We start from the raw sequence: 15,755 nt of genomic DNA on the forward strand, positions 1-15,755 counted from the left end.
GTCACCCGCCGAGGAGGGTGACCCTGTTCTTCCGGAGGCTCGCCGCTGATACACGGCTCCGACGCCTGTGCCCTCCAGTCTAGCCTGTCAGCATGCCCAGCCTGCCCGAGCAGATCGCCCATCGTGAGGTCACCGACGCGGACGTGCGCCGGTCGTACGCGCTCGACGCGACCGTCGCCCTCGCTCCCCCACCCGACGACTTCGCCGTCATCCGGGCGCGCGACGTCAGCGATGTCGTGGCCGTGCTCGAGCACGCCCAGGCCACCGGCACCGCGGTCGTCCCGCAGGGAGCGCGCACGTCCCGGTCGGGCGGTGCCGTCGCCACCGAGGACTGCATCGTGCTCAACGTCGAGGCGCTCGACACCATCCACGAGGTGAACGAGCTCGAGGGGTATGCCGTCGTCGGCCCCGGCGTCGTCAACGCGGACCTCAAGCGTGCGGCGGCGTCGGCAGGCCTCTTCTACGGGCCCGACCCCGCGTCGTGGGAGACGTGCACCATCGGCGGCAACATCGCGACGAACGCCGGCGGCCTGTGCTGCGTCAAGTACGGCGTCACGTCCGACTGGGTCAAGGCCCTGCAGGTCGTGCTCCCGGGCGGCGAGGTCATGCGCACGGGTCACCGCACCGCCAAGGGCGTCGCCGGCTACGACCTGACCGGCCTCTTCGTCGGGTCCGAGGGCACGCTCGGCGTCGTCACCGAGGCCGTCGTGCGGCTCGAGCCGGCGCCCGACCCGGCCCTGACGGCCCTGGCCGTCTTCGACTCGCTCGACGCCGCCGTCGCCGGCATCGTCGCGCTGCGCCGCGACCCGCACCGCCCGTGCCTGCTCGAGATCATCGACCGCACGAGCGTCCGGGCCATCCAGGCGTTCGGCGACTTCGGGTTCCCCGACGACTGCGCCGCCGTGCTGCTCGTGCAGTCCGACCGCCCGGGTCACGTCGCCGACGACGTCGCGAGGTATGCCGCCCTGCTGGAGTCCGCGGGGGCGACCGACGTCGCGGTGGCCGACGACGCGCAGGAGTCGGAGGCGCTGCTCGCGGGGCGCCGCGTCATGAGCACCGCGTTCGAGGCGATGGGCGGTCGCCTCGCCGAGGACATGTGCGTGCCGATCGGCCGGCTCGCCGAGTTCGTGCGCGGCATCGAGGCCATCGCCGAGCGCCGGTCGGTGCTCATCCCGGTGAGCGGCCACGGCGGCGACGGCAACCTGCACCCCTCGATCGTCTTCGCCCACGACGACCCCGACAGCCTGGCGCGCGCGTGGGAGGCCTTCGACGACCTCATCCGGCTCGGGCTGTCGCTCGACGGCACCATCACCGGCGAGCACGGCATCGGGTCGGTCAAGGTGCCGTGGCTCGGCCTCGAGCTCGGGGACGCCGAGCTCGACCGGCAGCGTCGCCTCAAGGCCGTCTTCGACCCGCTCGGCATCATGAACCCGGGCAAGGTCTTCGCGGTTCCCGGCGCCTGAGGCCCGCGGCGCGGGTTTCGTGGAGTCGTGTCGGCACCAGGCGCCGGTGGATCTCCACGACCCTGCGGCTCGGCGGCCACCCACAGGTGACCGGGTTAGCGTGCCGGATGGCCGCCTCGACCCGTCGCCGGCGCCGGTCGCGCACCGCGCTGGCCGTCGTCGCCCTCCTCGCGGCTGCGACCGCGTGCACCGGCGGAGCCCCGGGTCCCGGGTCCGAGGGCGCGTCCCCCTTGTCCGCGCCGACCTCCGCGCCGACCTCCTCGCTGCCCTCGGCGTCGACGGCGGCGGCCGCCCAGACGCCTCTGTCGACCTCCCCCTCCGACTCACCCTCGCGCTCGGCCTCGCCTGTGCCCCCACCCCGCGCGCACCCCTTCGACGTCGACACGGTGCTCGGCGGCATCCGTGCTCTGGCGGGGATCGGTCCGCGTGACGCGGCGAGCCCGGCGAGCGACCGGGCTGCGGCCTACGTCGCGGGGCAGCTGCGTGCAGCCGGCTACCGCGTCACCCTCCAGCCCGTCGCCGTGCCCGCCGGTGTGTCGTGGGGCGTGCGGGTCCCCGCCGGCACGACGGTGGACGTCGTCGCCGACCCGCCCGGCTTCGACCCGACGCAGCCGCACGTCGTCGTGGGCGCGCACCTCGACACGGTGCCGCAGTCGCCCGGGGCCGAGGACAACGCGTCCGGGCTCATGGTCATGGCCGAGGTGGCCCGGATGACGCTCCAGCAGCCCGGCGCGCTCCCCGTGCGGTTCGTCGCGTTCGGTGCCGAGGAGGCGCGGGGCGGCAACGGCACGCTGTACGCGTTCGGCTCGCGGCACTTCGTCGCCGGACTGGGCGCGTCCGAACGTCGTGCGGTCCGCGGCATGGTCGCCCTCGACCGGGTCGGCGTGCGAGCCGCTGCGGTGCCGGTGTGCCACGTCGGCGGCGCCGACACCTCCCTCGCGGACGCGATCCGTCGCGCGGCGGTCCCCGTCGCCGCGACCAGGGCGTGCGTCAACAGGGCGAGCGACCACGTGTGGTTCGAGAGGGTCGGCATCCCCGCCGTCCGGCTCGGCAGCGTGCCGTATGCGGCATACCACTCGGCCACCGACGTGCCCACCGTCGTGGACCGGCGGCAGCTCGCCCGCTCGGGGGCCGTCCTCTGGGCGTGGATCCGGTCTCTCCGGTGACCCCCGACGCGCCGCGGATGGACCGCGCCTGGGCTCGGCGCACGCGTTTGGCAGGATGACGTCATGACCGAAGTGGACACGACGGGTGCGTGGCTGAGCCGCGAGGACCTCGACAACGCCCGTGACCGACTGCCGATCCTCTACGTCCACGCCATCCCGGTCCGCGTCGACGACCGCGGCGTCGTCACCCACGTCGGGCTGCTGCTCCGCGCCGACAGCGACGGCGGCATCGGCCAGGAGGTCGTCGGCGGTCGCGTGCTCTACCACGAGCGCATCCGCGACGCCCTGACCCGGCACGTCGAGAGCGACCTCGGTCCGATGGCGCTCCCGCGCATCCCCCTGTCGCCGCAGCCGTTCACGGTCGCCGAGTTCTTCCCGACGCCCGGCGTCACGCCCTTCCACGACCCGCGGCAGCACGCCGTCTCACTCGCGTTCGTCGTCGCCGTCATGGGTGACTGCCGGCCTCAGCAGGACGCCCTCGACCTCTCCTGGGTCACACCGGAGGAGGCCGCGTCTCTCGCCGTGCGCGGTGAGATGCCCGGCTCGCACGGCGTCCTCGTCCGGCAGGCCCTGGCCCACGTCGGATACCCCGTCTGAGCACCGAGCACGAGGAGAGGGCCCCGGTCGGTGACCGGGGCCTCTCCCTTTCTCGCTCAGGTCGTCACGCGACGGGGGTCACGGGAACACCGTTCCCGGACCAGCGTCGTTGGTGAAGTCCAGCGCCGTGGTCTCGGCGCAGTTGCTCTGACGTCCCGTGAACGTGTTGCTGCCCGTGGCGTAGGTCACGTACCAGGCAACGGTGCTGTCCGCGCTGACGGACACACTGGTGTTGTTGGTCGCCGCCGACTCGGACTGTGCCCCACCGGCGATGCTCTTCGACTCCTTGTACAGCAACCCGCCACTGCCGACGGTGTCACCGTGCAGCTGGCAGTTTGCCAGCGTGTTGTAGAGCCGGAAGGTCACCGTGCCGCCGCTCGGCAGGTTCTTGCCGGCCACGGACGACGCGACGGTGGCGGAATCGTTCGGGAAGACCTTCTGTGCCGTCGTGATCGTTGTCGGAATCTGCCGGACCACCACGTCCTCGTCCGTGTCATTGCACGCGGTGTTGTGGTCGGAACTCAGGGTGTTGGGGCTGTCCCCGCCGTATGCCGCCACCCAGTGGTAGGTACCCGGAGCGTCCGGCGTGAAGCTGACCGGGCCATAGGTGCCGTCACCGCTGACGGGCGTCACGCCCTGTGGGTTGGTCCCTGTGCCTGTTGCGAGCGTGCTGCAGTCCGCCTTGTACAGGGTGAAGGTGATCGTGCCGCCGGCCGGGCCGCCTGGGGTCGTCGGGTTGATCGACCCGTTGGTGCCGATGCCCCCGCTACCCGGTCGGTTGGCCGTGCCGGTCAGCGTTGCCGTGTCCGTCACAGGTTGACCGAAGTCGACAGGCCCTGCTCCGGCCTGAGTGTCGAGGGTCGTCGGACGCGGGTTCACCACGAAGCACTCAGACGTGCTCGTGCTCGGCAGGCCCGTGACGGGGTCGATGCCAGGATCGCTTGAGCCCGGCACCCCGGCGGTCGCGTCGCCCGAGAAGACCGCGCGCCAGCAGTAGCGCCCGGCCGAGGTGACCGTGACCGGATCCGATGTGTAGGTGCCAGATGTGGTGACCGCCTTGGGCGACCCCACCTGGCTGCCGCCACTGAAGCAGTTCGTCGTTGAGGCGAGCGCCAGTGGTCCACAGATGCTCCACGTGATCGTCCCACTGAACGTCGAGATCCCGTTGACGGTGAGCAGCGCGGAGTCGGTGACTCCCGAGATGGTGCCCGAAGCCGGAATGGTGACCGGCGCCGAGATGCTCGGCGCCGTGACAGTCGTCGAGGTGCACTCGCCGAGAGTGCCGAGCGAGTAGTCGAACAGCGTCGCCGTCAGCGACTGCGACGACCGCGTGTCAGCCATGAACGTGTTGAAGCACTTGCCGCCGAGGCCGGTCGCAGTCAGGTTCAGGCCACCCTCGAAGAACTCCGTCGAGCGCAGAGAGCTTCCGGTGCCGTCTTGCTTGTTTGCGGTCGGCCATGGGGTCGAGATCGTTCCGCTGTTGACGGTCGCGCAGGCGTTGTCGTTGGCTGCGGTGGACTTGCAGTCGGCGCCATGGGCCGAGGCGACCGGGGTGGGGTTCAGCGTGCCGTTGGCGCCGCCGTTCCAGCGGTAGGCGTCAATGTTGCTCACGACACCGCCGTTGGTGAAGGCTGACACGATGAGCAGGTCGCCATCCGTGTGGACTCCGCTGAAGGTTGCGGTGCCGCCGTTGTCGTCACAGCCAACGTTCTGGTCCTGGAGGAACCAGAACGCGACGTTTGCATCACCGGTGTTGGCGTTGCGCTCGAGCGCGAAGTAGAGGATCTGGTCGCCGTTTTGAGCGGTGTACGCCGTGGCGTACGAGTTCATCACGTCGATCTTGCTGTTGACGTTGGCCGAGGCCGTGCACTGCCAGCCACTGATGGGCAGCGTGTCCTTGCTACCCGTCGTGAACGTGGTCTCGTCGCTCGTGTTGAACGTACCGTTGGCATTCGTGACGAAGTCGCGGTCGAAGACCGCGGCCGTGAAGCCGGTCGGAAGCGGGTTCTGCTTCGCACCGGCCGCGGTGAAGATGCTGTTCCAGTCGACGGACTGCGTCGTCCCGCCGACGGTGGTCGTGCTCGACGCGACGACGTCGCCATCGAGCTGGAACGTCTCGTCATGTACAGCGAAGGCTGCCGGCACGTTGCCGGCAAACATCATCGCCGCACCGACCGCGATGCCGGCCGTAATGGCCTTGAGTGTCCGCCTGCGCGAACTCTTCTTGGGTATACCCATGTTGCTTGCCCCTTGAGGAACTGAAGCCCAGTGGTGAGCGCCCGCGCTGCCCCCCTCCGCCGCTCGGTCGCGAGTCAGCCCCCGAGACCTGATGCAGTGCGCCGGGCTCCGTCACCCGTCGCCAGCTCGGCGTCCCTCCCGAGGCGCCCCGGTGTCCGCGTGTCGCCGGCGGCGCCGGCCGGAGCCTGCCACGGCAAGCGCAGCCCTCGGCCGCGAACATCCATATCCGATGGTAGAGACGGGTCTTGATAAACGCAGGTCAATCCGAAATGCTGCGCATTCTCTGGGCATTCCCTCCGACAATTCCCGTCTTGTCGTGACGGCCTCCGAATAGGCACCTCTATATCCATATTTTCACATCAAGGTGCGAAGCGTCGCGACGAGAGCGGATATGTCTGGATGTGGTTGCCGCCAGAGGCGTCTCAGGTCGACCGCTTGCCCGGACCGGGCCGGACAACCGCCCTTTCCTTGGACAGCCCGGCCCTTCCAGATGCAAAAGCGGACACGTTCTCCTTGCTTCAATTCCCTGACAAAAGCCGCTGGCTTCGGGATTCACTCATCGGCCTTCGGCTCATGGCTCTATTTCGTTAACGACAGTGCCGGAGCAGTCACGTCCGGGGCCGCGGACGATCCGTGATGCGGGGCCATCCCCGCGTCGGCCGTGGGCCGGCAGTGTCGTCCAACCCGGATCGGGGGCCGGATCACCGGCACACAGTGGAGACACGAGCACGAGTCGTTCATGGATCGTCCCTCGGGGAAAGAACAGCACGTCGCCCAACCCCTCGAACCCACGTCGCCGCAAGGGCATCGCTGCCCTCACCGGCGTGGCCCTGGCTCTGGGTGTATCCGTCGTCGTGGCGCCCATAGCACGTGCGGCCGACGAACCCTGGGCCATCGACGGCACCGTCGCCGACGCGGGCGCAACGCTGTTGGAGCCACCCGTCGAGCCCTTCGGCAACGTCAAGGACGCCTGCGGGCAGCACCCGCAGGCCGCCCACGAGGAGACCGTGAACGGTGACTGAGCGCCGCCGGCAGTTTCGAGCCGAGCAGTTTCGAGCCGAGGAACGGCCGCGTCCAGGCGAGCCTCTCCGCAAGCCCGATCTCGGCAGGCGGCTTCACCTGCCCGAACGGACAGCGCCTCGTGCTCGCTGCCGTCTCCTACTCGAACATCGTCATGACCGACACGACGAACAGCACGAGCGTCTCCGTGCCTGACACGTCGCGCGAATTCTTCGCCGTCTGAAGGCACTCCGGACGGGCGCATGCCGTGACCGGCCGGGGGGCTCAGTGCTGGTGCTCGAGGAGGTCCTCCCGGCCGGAGCCGAGGACCGTGAGCGGCAGCAGGGTCTTGCCGGTGGGCCCGATCTCGATCTCGGTACCCATCTGCGGGCAGACGCCACAGTCGAAGCACGGGGTCCAGCGGCAGTCGTCGACCTCGGTCTCGTCGAGCGAGTCCTGCCAGTCCTCCCAGAGCCAGTCCTTGTCGAGACCGGAGTCGAGGTGATCCCAGGGCAGCACCTCGGACTCGCCGCGCTCGCGCGTGGTGTACCAGGCGAGATCGACCGGCACGTCGGCGAAGGCCTCGTCGGCGCTGCGCATCCAGCGCTCGTAGGAGAAGTGCTCGCTCCACCCGTCGAAGCGGCCGCCGTCGCGCCACACGGCCTCGATGACCTTGCCGACGCGGCGGTCACCGCGGGAGAGCAGCCCCTCGACGATGCCGGGCTGGCCGTCGTGGTAGCGGAACCCGATGGACGACCCGTAGCGCTTGTCGGCGCGGATCGCCTCGCGGAGCTTGGCCAGGCGCGCGTCGGTCTCCTCGACGCCGAGCTGCGAGGCCCACTGGAACGGCGTGTGCGGCTTGGGCACGAAGCCGCCGATCGAGACGGTGCAGCGGATGTCGCGGCGACCCGAGACCTGTCGGCCGGTCTCGATGACCTTCTTGGCGAGCTCGGCGATCTGGAGCACGTCCTCGTCGGTCTCGGTGGGCAGGCCGCACATGAAGTAGAGCTTGACCTGCCGCCAGCCGGCGCCGTAGGCCGCGGCGACCGTGTTGATGAGGTCCTCCTCGGACACCATCTTGTTGATCACCTTGCGGATGCGCTCGGACCCGCCCTCGGGTGCGAACGTCAGGCCCGAGCGGCGACCGTTGCGGGTCAGCTCGTTGGCGAGGTCGATGTTGAAGGCGTCGACGCGGGTCGACGGGAGCGACAGGCCGGTCTGGGTGCCCTCGTAGCGGTCGGCGAGCCCCTTGGTGAGGTCGGCGATCTCCGAGTGGTCGGCCGAGCTCAGCGAGAGCAGGCCCACCTCCTCGAATCCCGTGGCGGCCAGGCCACGCTCGACCATCTCGCCGATGCCGGTGATCGACCGCTCGCGCACCGGGCGCGTGATCATGCCGGCCTGGCAGAAGCGGCAGCCGCGCGTGCACCCGCGGAAGATCTCGACGGACATGCGCTCGTGGACCGACTCGGCGAGCGGCACGAGAGGCTGCTTGGGGTACGGCCACGCGTCGAGGTCCATGACGGTGTGCTTGGACACGCGCCACGGCACGCCCGTGGCGTCGGCAGCCGGCGCGACCCGCTGGATCCGCCCGTCGGGCAGGTAGGAGACGTCGTAGAAGGCGGGGACGTAGACGCCACCGGTGCGGGCGAGGCGCAGCAGCACCTCGCGGCGACCGCCGGGCCGGCCCTGGGCCTTCCACTCCCCCACGATGTCGGTGACGGTGAGGACGGCCTGCTCGCCGTCGCCGACGATGGCGGCGTCGATGAACGAGGCGACCGGCTCGGGGTTGAAGGCCGCGTGACCGCCCGCGATGACGATCGGGTCGTCGACGTCGCGGTCGATCGCGTGCAGCGGGATGCCGGCGAGGTCGAGCGCCGTCAGCATGTTGGTGTAGCCGAGCTCCGTCGAGAAGCTGAGGCCGAAGAGGTCGAAGTCACGCACCGAACGGTGCCCGTCGACGGTGAACTGCGGCAGGCCCGCCTCCCGCAGCTGCGCCTCCATGTCGGGCCACACGGCATACGTGCGCTCGGCGAGGGCGTCAGCGCGCTCGTTGAGGACCTCGTAGAGGATCATGACGCCCTGGTTGGGGACGCCGACCTCGTACGCGTCGGGGTACATCAGCGCCCACCGCGTGGTCAGCTCCTCGCCGTCGGGGCCGTGACCGCCGACGTGCCAGTCCTTGACCGTGGAGTTGAGCTCGCCGCCGACGTACTGGATGGGCTTGTTGACCCGCTCCAGCAGGGGCTCGAGGGCGTTGAACAGGGACTCTCCGGGCATCCCGCCATGGTACGTGGGTCTGCCGCTGCACCGAAAACACGGCGAACCGCCCACCCTCGGCCAAGGCCCGGACACGCCGGGAACCCGGACCTAGTCTGGGTGGGCGGAGGTGGAGAGGTGGCGACGGTGCCGACGGCGATCCACGTGGAGGTGCTGCCCGCGCGACTGGGCGACTGCCTCCTCGTCGAGTGTCAGCGCCCCGACGGCACGACGTGGCGGATGCTCGTGGACGGCGGCCCTCCGGACACGTGGCCCCTCCTCGAGGCGCGGCTGCGCCGCCTCGACCCGGGTGACCGGCACATCGACGTCGCCGTCATCACGCACATCGACAACGACCACATCGGCGGCATGCTGCCGTTCCTCGCCAGCGACCTGGCCGCCGACGTCGGGGACTTCTGGTTCAACGGGCGCCCGCACCTCCCGGTCACGGGGCCCGACCGGCCCCGCAGCGTCGACCAGGGCGAGAGCCTCGTCGCGGCGCTCCGCGGCTCCGATGGAGACCCCCTGGCCGGCGGGCCCGCCGCGCTGGCGTCCCGCACCCGCGCCCTGCCGTGGAACGCCGCGTTCGGTGGCGGGCCGGTCGACACCGGCGCCGCGGGCGGCTTCGTCGAGGTCGCGGTGCCGGGTGGGCCGACGGTGACCGTGCTCTCCCCGACGACGAAGCGGCTCACCCGGCTGGCCGACACGTGGTCGAAGAGCCTCCGTGCTGCCCTCGGCGCACCCGACCGCGACGTGGGTCTCGACGTGCTCGGGCCCCTCGACGACCTGGAGCACCTCGCCGACACACGGACGCCCCAGGACTCCTCGGTGCCCAACGGCAGCAGCATCGCCCTGCTCGTCGAGCATCGCGGGGCGAGCGTCGTGCTCGGCGCCGACGCCTACGGCGGCGTGCTCGCGGCGGCCCTGCAGGGCGTGGCCCGGGCCCGTGGGGACGAGACCCTCAGCGTCGACGCGTTCAAGCTGCCCCACCACGGCAGCGAGGCCAACGTCGTCGCAGCCCTGCTCCGGGCGGCACCGGCCCGGCACTACCTCGTCTCGACGAACGGCGACGTCTTCCACCACCCCGACGACGCGGCCGTGGCCCGGGTCGTGCTCGGTGCCCCGGCCGGACCGACCCTGTGGTTCAACTACCGCACCCCACGCACCGAGCGCTGGGCCGACCCGCGACTCGTCGCGAGCCACGGGCACCACGTCGCGTTCCCCGACCCGGGGCGCGCCGACGCCGGGGCCGTCATCGACCTCCCGGCGCGGCGCTGAGCCTCGGCGTCAGGAGCCGTCGTACATCGCGTCGAGCTCGGCGCGGTGCTTCTCGGTGACGGCCTTGCGGCGCAGCTTCATGCTCGGGGTGAGGTCGCCCTCCTCGACGGTGAGGTCCTTGTCGAGGATGGTGAACTTCTTGATCGTCTCCCAGCGGTTGAGCCCGTCGTTGAGCTGGTCGACGTAGCGCTGGACGAGGGCGTGCGCCTGCGGCGAGGCCACCACCTCGGCGTACGTCTTGCCGTCGAGCCCGACGGTCGGGGCCCATCCGGCCACCGCGTCGGGGTCGAGCGTCACGAGCGCCGTCGCGTAGTTGTGGCCAGCCCCGTGCACGAGGAACTGGCTGACGAAGGGGCACAGTCCCTTGAAGCGGGCCTCGATCTCGGCCGGGGCGATGTACTTGCCGCCCGAGGTCTTGAAGACGTCCTTCTTGCGGTCGGTGACGTAGAGGAAGCCGCGCTCGTCGATGCGCCCGATGTCGCCGGTGTGGAACCAGCCGTCCTCGGTCAGCACCTCGGCGGTCGCCTCGGGGTTGTTGTGGTAGCCGCGCATGACGCCGGGGCCCTTGACGAGGATCTCACCGTCCTCGTCGGCGATGCGGACCTCCGTGCCCGGCAGCGGCCAGCCCACGGAGCCGTACTGGTACGAGCCGTGCTCGGGGGCGTTCACCGTCGTGCCCGATGACGTCTCGGTCAGGCCGTAGCCCTCCTGGACGAGCAGGCCGACCGACCCGAACCAGCGCGCGACGTCCGCGTTGAGCGGCGCGGAACCGCTGATCATGAAGCGGACCCGCCCGCCGAATCGCTCCTGCACCTTGTGCAGCACGAGCTTCGTCGCGAGCGCGTGCCGGCGCTGGAGGCCCGACGAGGGCTGCTCACCGCGGGCCTGCACGTCGCGCAGCTCACCGCCCACCTTGAGCGCCCAGTCGATGAGCTTCTTCTTGACCCCCTTCTCGCCGGCGAACATCAGGGCGATGCGTCCGTGCGCCTTCTCGAAGATGCGCGGCGGGCCGGCCATGAAGGTCGGCTTGATGACGGCCATGTTCTCGACGATCTTGTCGACCCGGCCGTCGACGGCGGTCGGGAAGCCGATCTGGAGCCCGGTCGCGACGAGCATCTTGCCGAACACGTGCGACAGCGGCAGCCAGAGGAACTGGAGGTCGTCCTTGGTGAAGGTGCCGATGGCGTCGATGACGGCGCCCTCGTAGACGACGCTGTCCTGGACGAGGCGCACGCCCTTGGGCCGCCCGGTCGTGCCGGACGTGTAGATGACGACGGCGAGGGACTCGGGACCGAGCTGGTCGATGCGCGAGTCGACGAGGTCGGGCGTCGCGGCCAGCCACTCGCGGCCGCGCTCGGCGAGCTCGTCGGTGGTGATGACCCAGCCGTCGTCGCTGCCCGGTCCGGTCAGGGCGATGACCTGCCGGACGCCCGGCACCTCCGAGCGCACGTGCTGGAGCTTGGCGACCTGCTCGGCGTTCTCGGCGAAGACGATGCCGCTGCCGGAGTCGGTGAGGATGTAGGCGACGTCCTCGGCGATCGTCGTCGGGTAGACGGTCGTCGTCGCACCGCCGGCGCAGATGACGGCGAGGTCGGCGAGGATCCACTCCACGCGGGTCGTCGACGCGATGGCGACGCGGTCCTCCAGCGCCACCCCGAGGCTGACGAGCCCGGCGGCCCACTGCTCCACGACCTCGTGCGTCTGCCGCCACGTCAGCGTGGTGAGCTCGCTCGACCCCTCCGCGAAGTAGAGGTAGGCCGGCGCGTCGGGCGTGGCCCGGACCCGGCTGCGGAAGAGCGCACCCACGCTGGGAGCGCGTCCGTCGAGGACGTTCTGGTCGACGTCCCGGTCGGCAAGGGCCTGGAGGGGCATGTGGACTCCTTTGTCACTGCGGTTGCGCGTCATCGGCGTCTGCGGGCGACCGCCATGCCGGGATGATGTCAACAATCGTCGTGCCAGTCACGCATCCGTCGGCGTCCACGTCGAAACGTGACCCCTCGGTAACCGGAGGCGGGGCTCAACCCCGCCGAAGGCGACCCGCGACGGGTCGTCCGCCTCGCCGCTGCGACGCCGCGGCGACGTTGCCGACGAGGCCGACGGCGATCCACGAGGCGATGAGCGAGGAGCCACCGCTCGACACGAACGGCAGCGGCAGCCCCGTGACGGGCATGAGCCCGAGGTTCATCCCGATGTTCTCGAAGGCCTGCACCCCCAGCCAGACGGCGACACCGATCGCGACCAGGCGCCCGAACGCGTCGGCGCGGCGCGCCACGACGACGCACCGCACGACGATGAACCCGATGAGCACGACGAGCCCTGCCGCGCCGAGGAAGCCGAGCTCCTCCCCCGCGACGGAGAAGACGAAGTCCGTCTCCTGGAAGGGGATGAACCCGCCCTGGGTCTGGCGACCCTCGAAGAGCCCCTGGCCGCCGAGCCCGCCCGAGCCGACGGCGATGCGCACCTGCCGGGTCTGGTAGCCGATACCCTGCGGGTCGAGCGAGGGATCGAGGAAGGCGCGCAGCCGGTTGCGCTGGTAGGCCGACAGGACCGGCGTCAGGAAGGCAGCAGCCACGGCCGCCGCGCCGGCCACGAGGACGCCGAGCGTCCACAGGGCCGGGGCGCCGGCCGCCGCGATGATGACGACCGCCATGGCGACGAGCACGAGCGCAGAGCCGAGGTCGGGCTGGGCGAGCACGAGAACCACCGGTATGCCGGCCACGACCCACGCGAGCGCGACGTCCCGGTGGCGCTGGCGCAGCCCGCGCTCGGCCCGCTCCGCGAGGAGCATCGCGAGCCCGATCGCCAGGGCCACCTTCATCAGCTCCGACGGCTGCAGGCTCATGCCGCCCGGCAGCCGGATCCAGGAGCGCGAGCCGTTGACGGTCGACCCGAGCGGCGAGACGACGGCCGCGAGCCCGAGGACGGCAAGGACGTAGACGACGGGAGCGACCGCCCGCACCACGCGCACGTCGAGCCGCGTCACCACGGCGGCGCACGCGATGCCGACGCCCAGCGCGACGAGCTGCTTGAGCGCCGCGGTCCCGCCGACCGACGCGCGGGTGGCCGACCAGACGAGGACGACGCCGACGACCGACAGGCCGAGGGCGCCGATGAGCAGTCCGAGGTCGACCCGCAGCCACGACGGCCCGGCGGGGCCCCGTACCGCCCGACGGCCGCCCGCGGAAGGCCGCGTCGGCGGCAGGAGCGGCCCGGCTACGACGGGACGATCGCCGAGAGGATCTCGCGACACCGGACCACGTCCTGGGCCATCTGCTCGACGAGGGTGTCGATCGACTCGAACTTCAGGGTGGGACGCAGGTGCGAGACGAACTCCACCGCGACGCGCTCGCCGTAGAGGTCGAGGTCGGTGCGATCGAGGACGTAGGCCTCGACCCTGCGCTGATGACCGTCGAACGTCGGGTTGGTGCCCACGGAGACGGCCGCCGGGAGGGTGCGGTCGGGGGCACCCTCGTCGAGGCCGAGACGGACGAGCCACCCGGCATACACCCCATCGGCCGGCACGAGGCCCTCGTGGTCCTGCGAGAGGTTGGCCGTCGGGTAGCCGAGCTCGCGGCCCCTGTGGTCGCCGTGCACGACGGTGCCGGTGACCCGGTGCGGACGGCCGATGATCTGGGCGGCGTGGTCGACGTTGCCGGCGAGCAGCTCGGCGCGCAGCTGCGTCGAGCTCCAGCGCGCGCCCTCGTCGGCCCCCTCGCCGATGTCGTCGAGGGCGATGACCTCGAAGCCGTGCGCGGCGCCGAGCTCGCGCAGCGTGCCGACGTCGCCGGAGTTGCGCACGCCGAAGCGGGTGTCCTTGCCGACGACGACGGCGCAGGCACCGAGGGCGTCCACGAACGTGCCGCGGACGAACTCCTCGGGGGTCTGCTGGGCGAAGTCACGCGTGAACTCGATGACGAGCACCGCGCCGACGCCCACCGACGCGAGCGCGTCCAGTCGCTGCTCGAGCGACATGACGGCAGCCGGGGCGCGGTCGGGGTAGAGCACGGCGATCGGGTGCGGCTCGAAGGTGACGGCCACGGGAAGGGCCCCGCGGTCGGCGGCCTCGCGCACGACGCGCGTCAGGACCTCGCGGTGCCCGCGGTGCACCCCGTCGAAGTTGCCGAGGGTGACGACGGTGGGCCCGAGGTCGGCCGGGATGTCGTCGAGTCCGTACCAGCGCTGCACGGCGACCACTGTAGTGGCCCCGTCGGAGCGGACGTCCGAGGGCTCGGGCACGAAGCTCAGGCCCCCGCCCCGGACGCGGCGAAGACCACCTTGGCCCGGGCGGTCGGACGCGTCTCGTCGAGCACGGCGACGAGACGCCCGTCGGGGTCGATGGCGGCCACCGCGTCGGAACCGTCCACCGCGCTCTGGATGCGCTGGCCGTAGCCGAGGGCGACGGCCTCCTCGGCCGTCACCTCGTGGACGGGCAGCTGCGCCCGGGCCGCGTCGGCGATCAGGAGCAGGGGTATGCCGTCCGGCCCGTCGGTCTCCGACGTGGCCGTGAGGTCGTCGAGCGAGACCGCGGCGTCGAGCCCGAAGCGGCCGACCCGCGTACGCCGGAGCGCCGTCAGGTGGCCGCCGACGCCGAGCGCCTCGCCGAGGTCGCGGGCGAGCGCGCGGACGTAGGTGCCGGACGACACGTCGACCTCGACCTCGACGTCGACGACGTCGATCGGGGGGCCCACCTCGACCGTCGCGGTGCCGGGGCGCACCGAGAGCACGTCGAAACGGCTCACCGTGACCGGGCGGGCCGGAAGGTCGACCGAGTCGCCCTGCCGGACGCGCGTGTAGCTGCGCACACCCTTGACCTTGATGGCGCTGACCGAGCTCGGCACCTGCTGGATGTCGCCCGTCAGGGCAGCGACGGCCGCGGGCAGGGCCGCCTCGAGCGCGGGCACGTCGTCGACCCCGAGCGCCTGGGTCGTCTCACCCTCGGCGTCGTCGGTGAGGGTGGCCATCCCGAGACGGATCGTGGCGGCATACGACTTGTCGCAGCCGACGAGGAAGGTCAGCAGCTTCGTGCCGCGCTCGACGCCGAGCACGAGGACGCCGGTCGCCATCGGGTCGAGCGTGCCGGCGTGGCCGACCCGGCGCGTGCCACAGAGACGACGGGCACGCGCGACGACGTCATGGCTCGTCCATCCGGCCGGCTTGTCGACGACGAGCAGGCCACCCGAGCGGTCGGTCATCGGGCGTCGACGTCCGCGTCCACCTCGGCGTCCACGTCGTCGCTGTCCTCGTCGTCCGCCGAGCGGTCGACCGGCTTGCGGTAGGGGTCGGGGTCGCCGGCGGGCTTGGCGTTGGCCGCGGCGCGGGCCAGCTCCTCGTCCCTCGCCCGCGTCTGGGCCACGAGGTCCTCGAGGTGGGCGGCGCCCTCGGGCAGCGCGTCGGCGATGAACTCGATCGACGGCGTCAGACGGATGCCGATGCCCTTGCCGACGGCCGAGCGGATGCGGCCCTTGTTGGCCTCGAGCACCTCGGCCGTGGCCTGGCGGTCCTCGTTGCTGCCGAAGACGGTGTAGAAGACGGAGGCCTGCTGGAGGTCACCGGTGACGCGGGCGTCGGTGATGGTGACGAAACCGAGGCGCTCGTCCTTGAGCCGGAACTCGAGGTACTCGGCGACGATGACCTTGATCCGGTCGGCGATCTTGCGGGCGCGGGCGGGGTCAGCCATGGCTACCTCTTTCGTGTGCTGTGCGGTCGGGCCGTGACAGCCGGGCCGACGTGGTGTTCACCCTAGTAGCGGGCCGGGGGC

12 protein-coding genes are annotated in these 15,755 nt (G+C 71.4%); 5 read left to right on the top strand and 7 right to left on the bottom strand.

From position 1 onward, the window contains the following. The first annotated feature begins 92 nt into the window (after positions 1 to 92). The 3 genes from ASH01_RS00065 (at position 93) to ASH01_RS00075 (ending at position 3,226) form a co-directional block, all read left to right on the top strand. On the top strand, positions 93 to 1,463 hold the full coding sequence (locus tag ASH01_RS00065) for an FAD-binding oxidoreductase (RefSeq protein WP_056769820.1): 1,371 nt from the start codon (positions 93 to 95) through the stop codon (positions 1,461 to 1,463). A 107-nt stretch (positions 1,464 to 1,570) separates the two neighbouring features. Next, positions 1,571 to 2,629 carry a M28 family metallopeptidase gene (locus tag ASH01_RS00070; protein WP_235509484.1) on the top strand — a complete coding sequence of 353 codons (1,059 nt, stop codon included), beginning with the start codon at positions 1,571 to 1,573 and terminating at the stop codon, positions 2,627 to 2,629. A gap of 63 nt (positions 2,630 to 2,692) precedes the next feature. Next, a complete protein-coding gene (locus ASH01_RS00075; protein ID WP_056769823.1) occupies positions 2,693 to 3,226 on the top strand; it encodes an NUDIX hydrolase family protein in 534 nt (177 codons plus the stop codon). Positions 3,227 to 3,304: 78 nt separating this feature from the next. Here ASH01_RS00075 and ASH01_RS00080 read toward each other — a convergent pair whose 3' ends face one another. Continuing rightward, complete coding sequence (locus ASH01_RS00080; RefSeq protein ID WP_156415346.1) at positions 3,305 to 5,464, bottom strand: hypothetical protein; 2,160 nt, start codon at positions 5,462 to 5,464, stop codon at positions 3,305 to 3,307. A gap of 824 nt (positions 5,465 to 6,288) precedes the next feature. Between ASH01_RS00080 and ASH01_RS00085 the strand changes: the two genes are divergently transcribed. Then, positions 6,289 to 6,486, top strand: coding sequence for a hypothetical protein (locus ASH01_RS00085; RefSeq protein ID WP_056769829.1), 198 nt, complete (start codon positions 6,289 to 6,291; stop codon positions 6,484 to 6,486). Positions 6,487 to 6,748: 262 nt separating this feature from the next. Here the strand turns inward: ASH01_RS00085 and ASH01_RS00090 are convergent, their stop codons facing one another. Then, positions 6,749 to 8,740, bottom strand: a complete 1,992-nt coding sequence (locus ASH01_RS00090; protein ID WP_056769831.1) for a TIGR03960 family B12-binding radical SAM protein — start codon at positions 8,738 to 8,740, stop codon at positions 6,749 to 6,751. Positions 8,741 to 8,857: 117 nt separating this feature from the next. Here ASH01_RS00090 and ASH01_RS00095 point away from each other — a divergent pair, with 117 nt between their 5' ends. Beyond that, positions 8,858 to 9,997 carry an MBL fold metallo-hydrolase gene (locus tag ASH01_RS00095; protein WP_056769834.1) on the top strand — a complete coding sequence of 380 codons (1,140 nt, stop codon included), beginning with the start codon at positions 8,858 to 8,860 and terminating at the stop codon, positions 9,995 to 9,997. 9 nt (positions 9,998 to 10,006) lie between these two features. Here ASH01_RS00095 and ASH01_RS00100 read toward each other — a convergent pair whose 3' ends face one another. The 5 genes from ASH01_RS00100 to rbfA all read right to left on the bottom strand — a co-directional run bounded on the left by ASH01_RS00100 (position 10,007) and on the right by rbfA (position 15,674). Continuing rightward, positions 10,007 to 11,869, bottom strand: a complete 1,863-nt coding sequence (locus ASH01_RS00100) for an AMP-dependent synthetase/ligase (protein WP_056769836.1) — start codon at positions 11,867 to 11,869, stop codon at positions 10,007 to 10,009. A gap of 145 nt (positions 11,870 to 12,014) precedes the next feature. Continuing rightward, the gene (rodA, locus tag ASH01_RS00105; RefSeq protein ID WP_056769841.1) at positions 12,015 to 13,247 is read right to left on the bottom strand and encodes a rod shape-determining protein RodA; all 1,233 of its coding nucleotides are present in this window, start codon (positions 13,245 to 13,247) and stop codon (positions 12,015 to 12,017) included. After that, complete coding sequence (locus tag ASH01_RS00110) at positions 13,211 to 14,182, bottom strand: bifunctional riboflavin kinase/FAD synthetase (protein WP_056772393.1); 972 nt, start codon at positions 14,180 to 14,182, stop codon at positions 13,211 to 13,213. Before ASH01_RS00110 ends, rodA begins: the two co-directional genes overlap by 37 nt. A gap of 56 nt (positions 14,183 to 14,238) precedes the next feature. Beyond that, positions 14,239 to 15,189 carry a tRNA pseudouridine(55) synthase TruB gene (gene truB, locus ASH01_RS00115; protein WP_056769844.1) on the bottom strand — a complete coding sequence of 317 codons (951 nt, stop codon included), beginning with the start codon at positions 15,187 to 15,189 and terminating at the stop codon, positions 14,239 to 14,241. Next, the gene (gene rbfA / locus ASH01_RS00120) at positions 15,186 to 15,674 is read right to left on the bottom strand and encodes a 30S ribosome-binding factor RbfA (RefSeq protein WP_056769847.1); all 489 of its coding nucleotides are present in this window, start codon (positions 15,672 to 15,674) and stop codon (positions 15,186 to 15,188) included. Before rbfA ends, truB begins: the two co-directional genes overlap by 4 nt. Positions 15,675 to 15,755: the final 81 nt, after the last annotated feature.

The organism is Terrabacter sp. Soil811 (assembly GCF_001429655.1).
Taxonomy (GTDB): Bacteria; Actinomycetota; Actinomycetes; order Actinomycetales; family Dermatophilaceae; genus Terrabacter.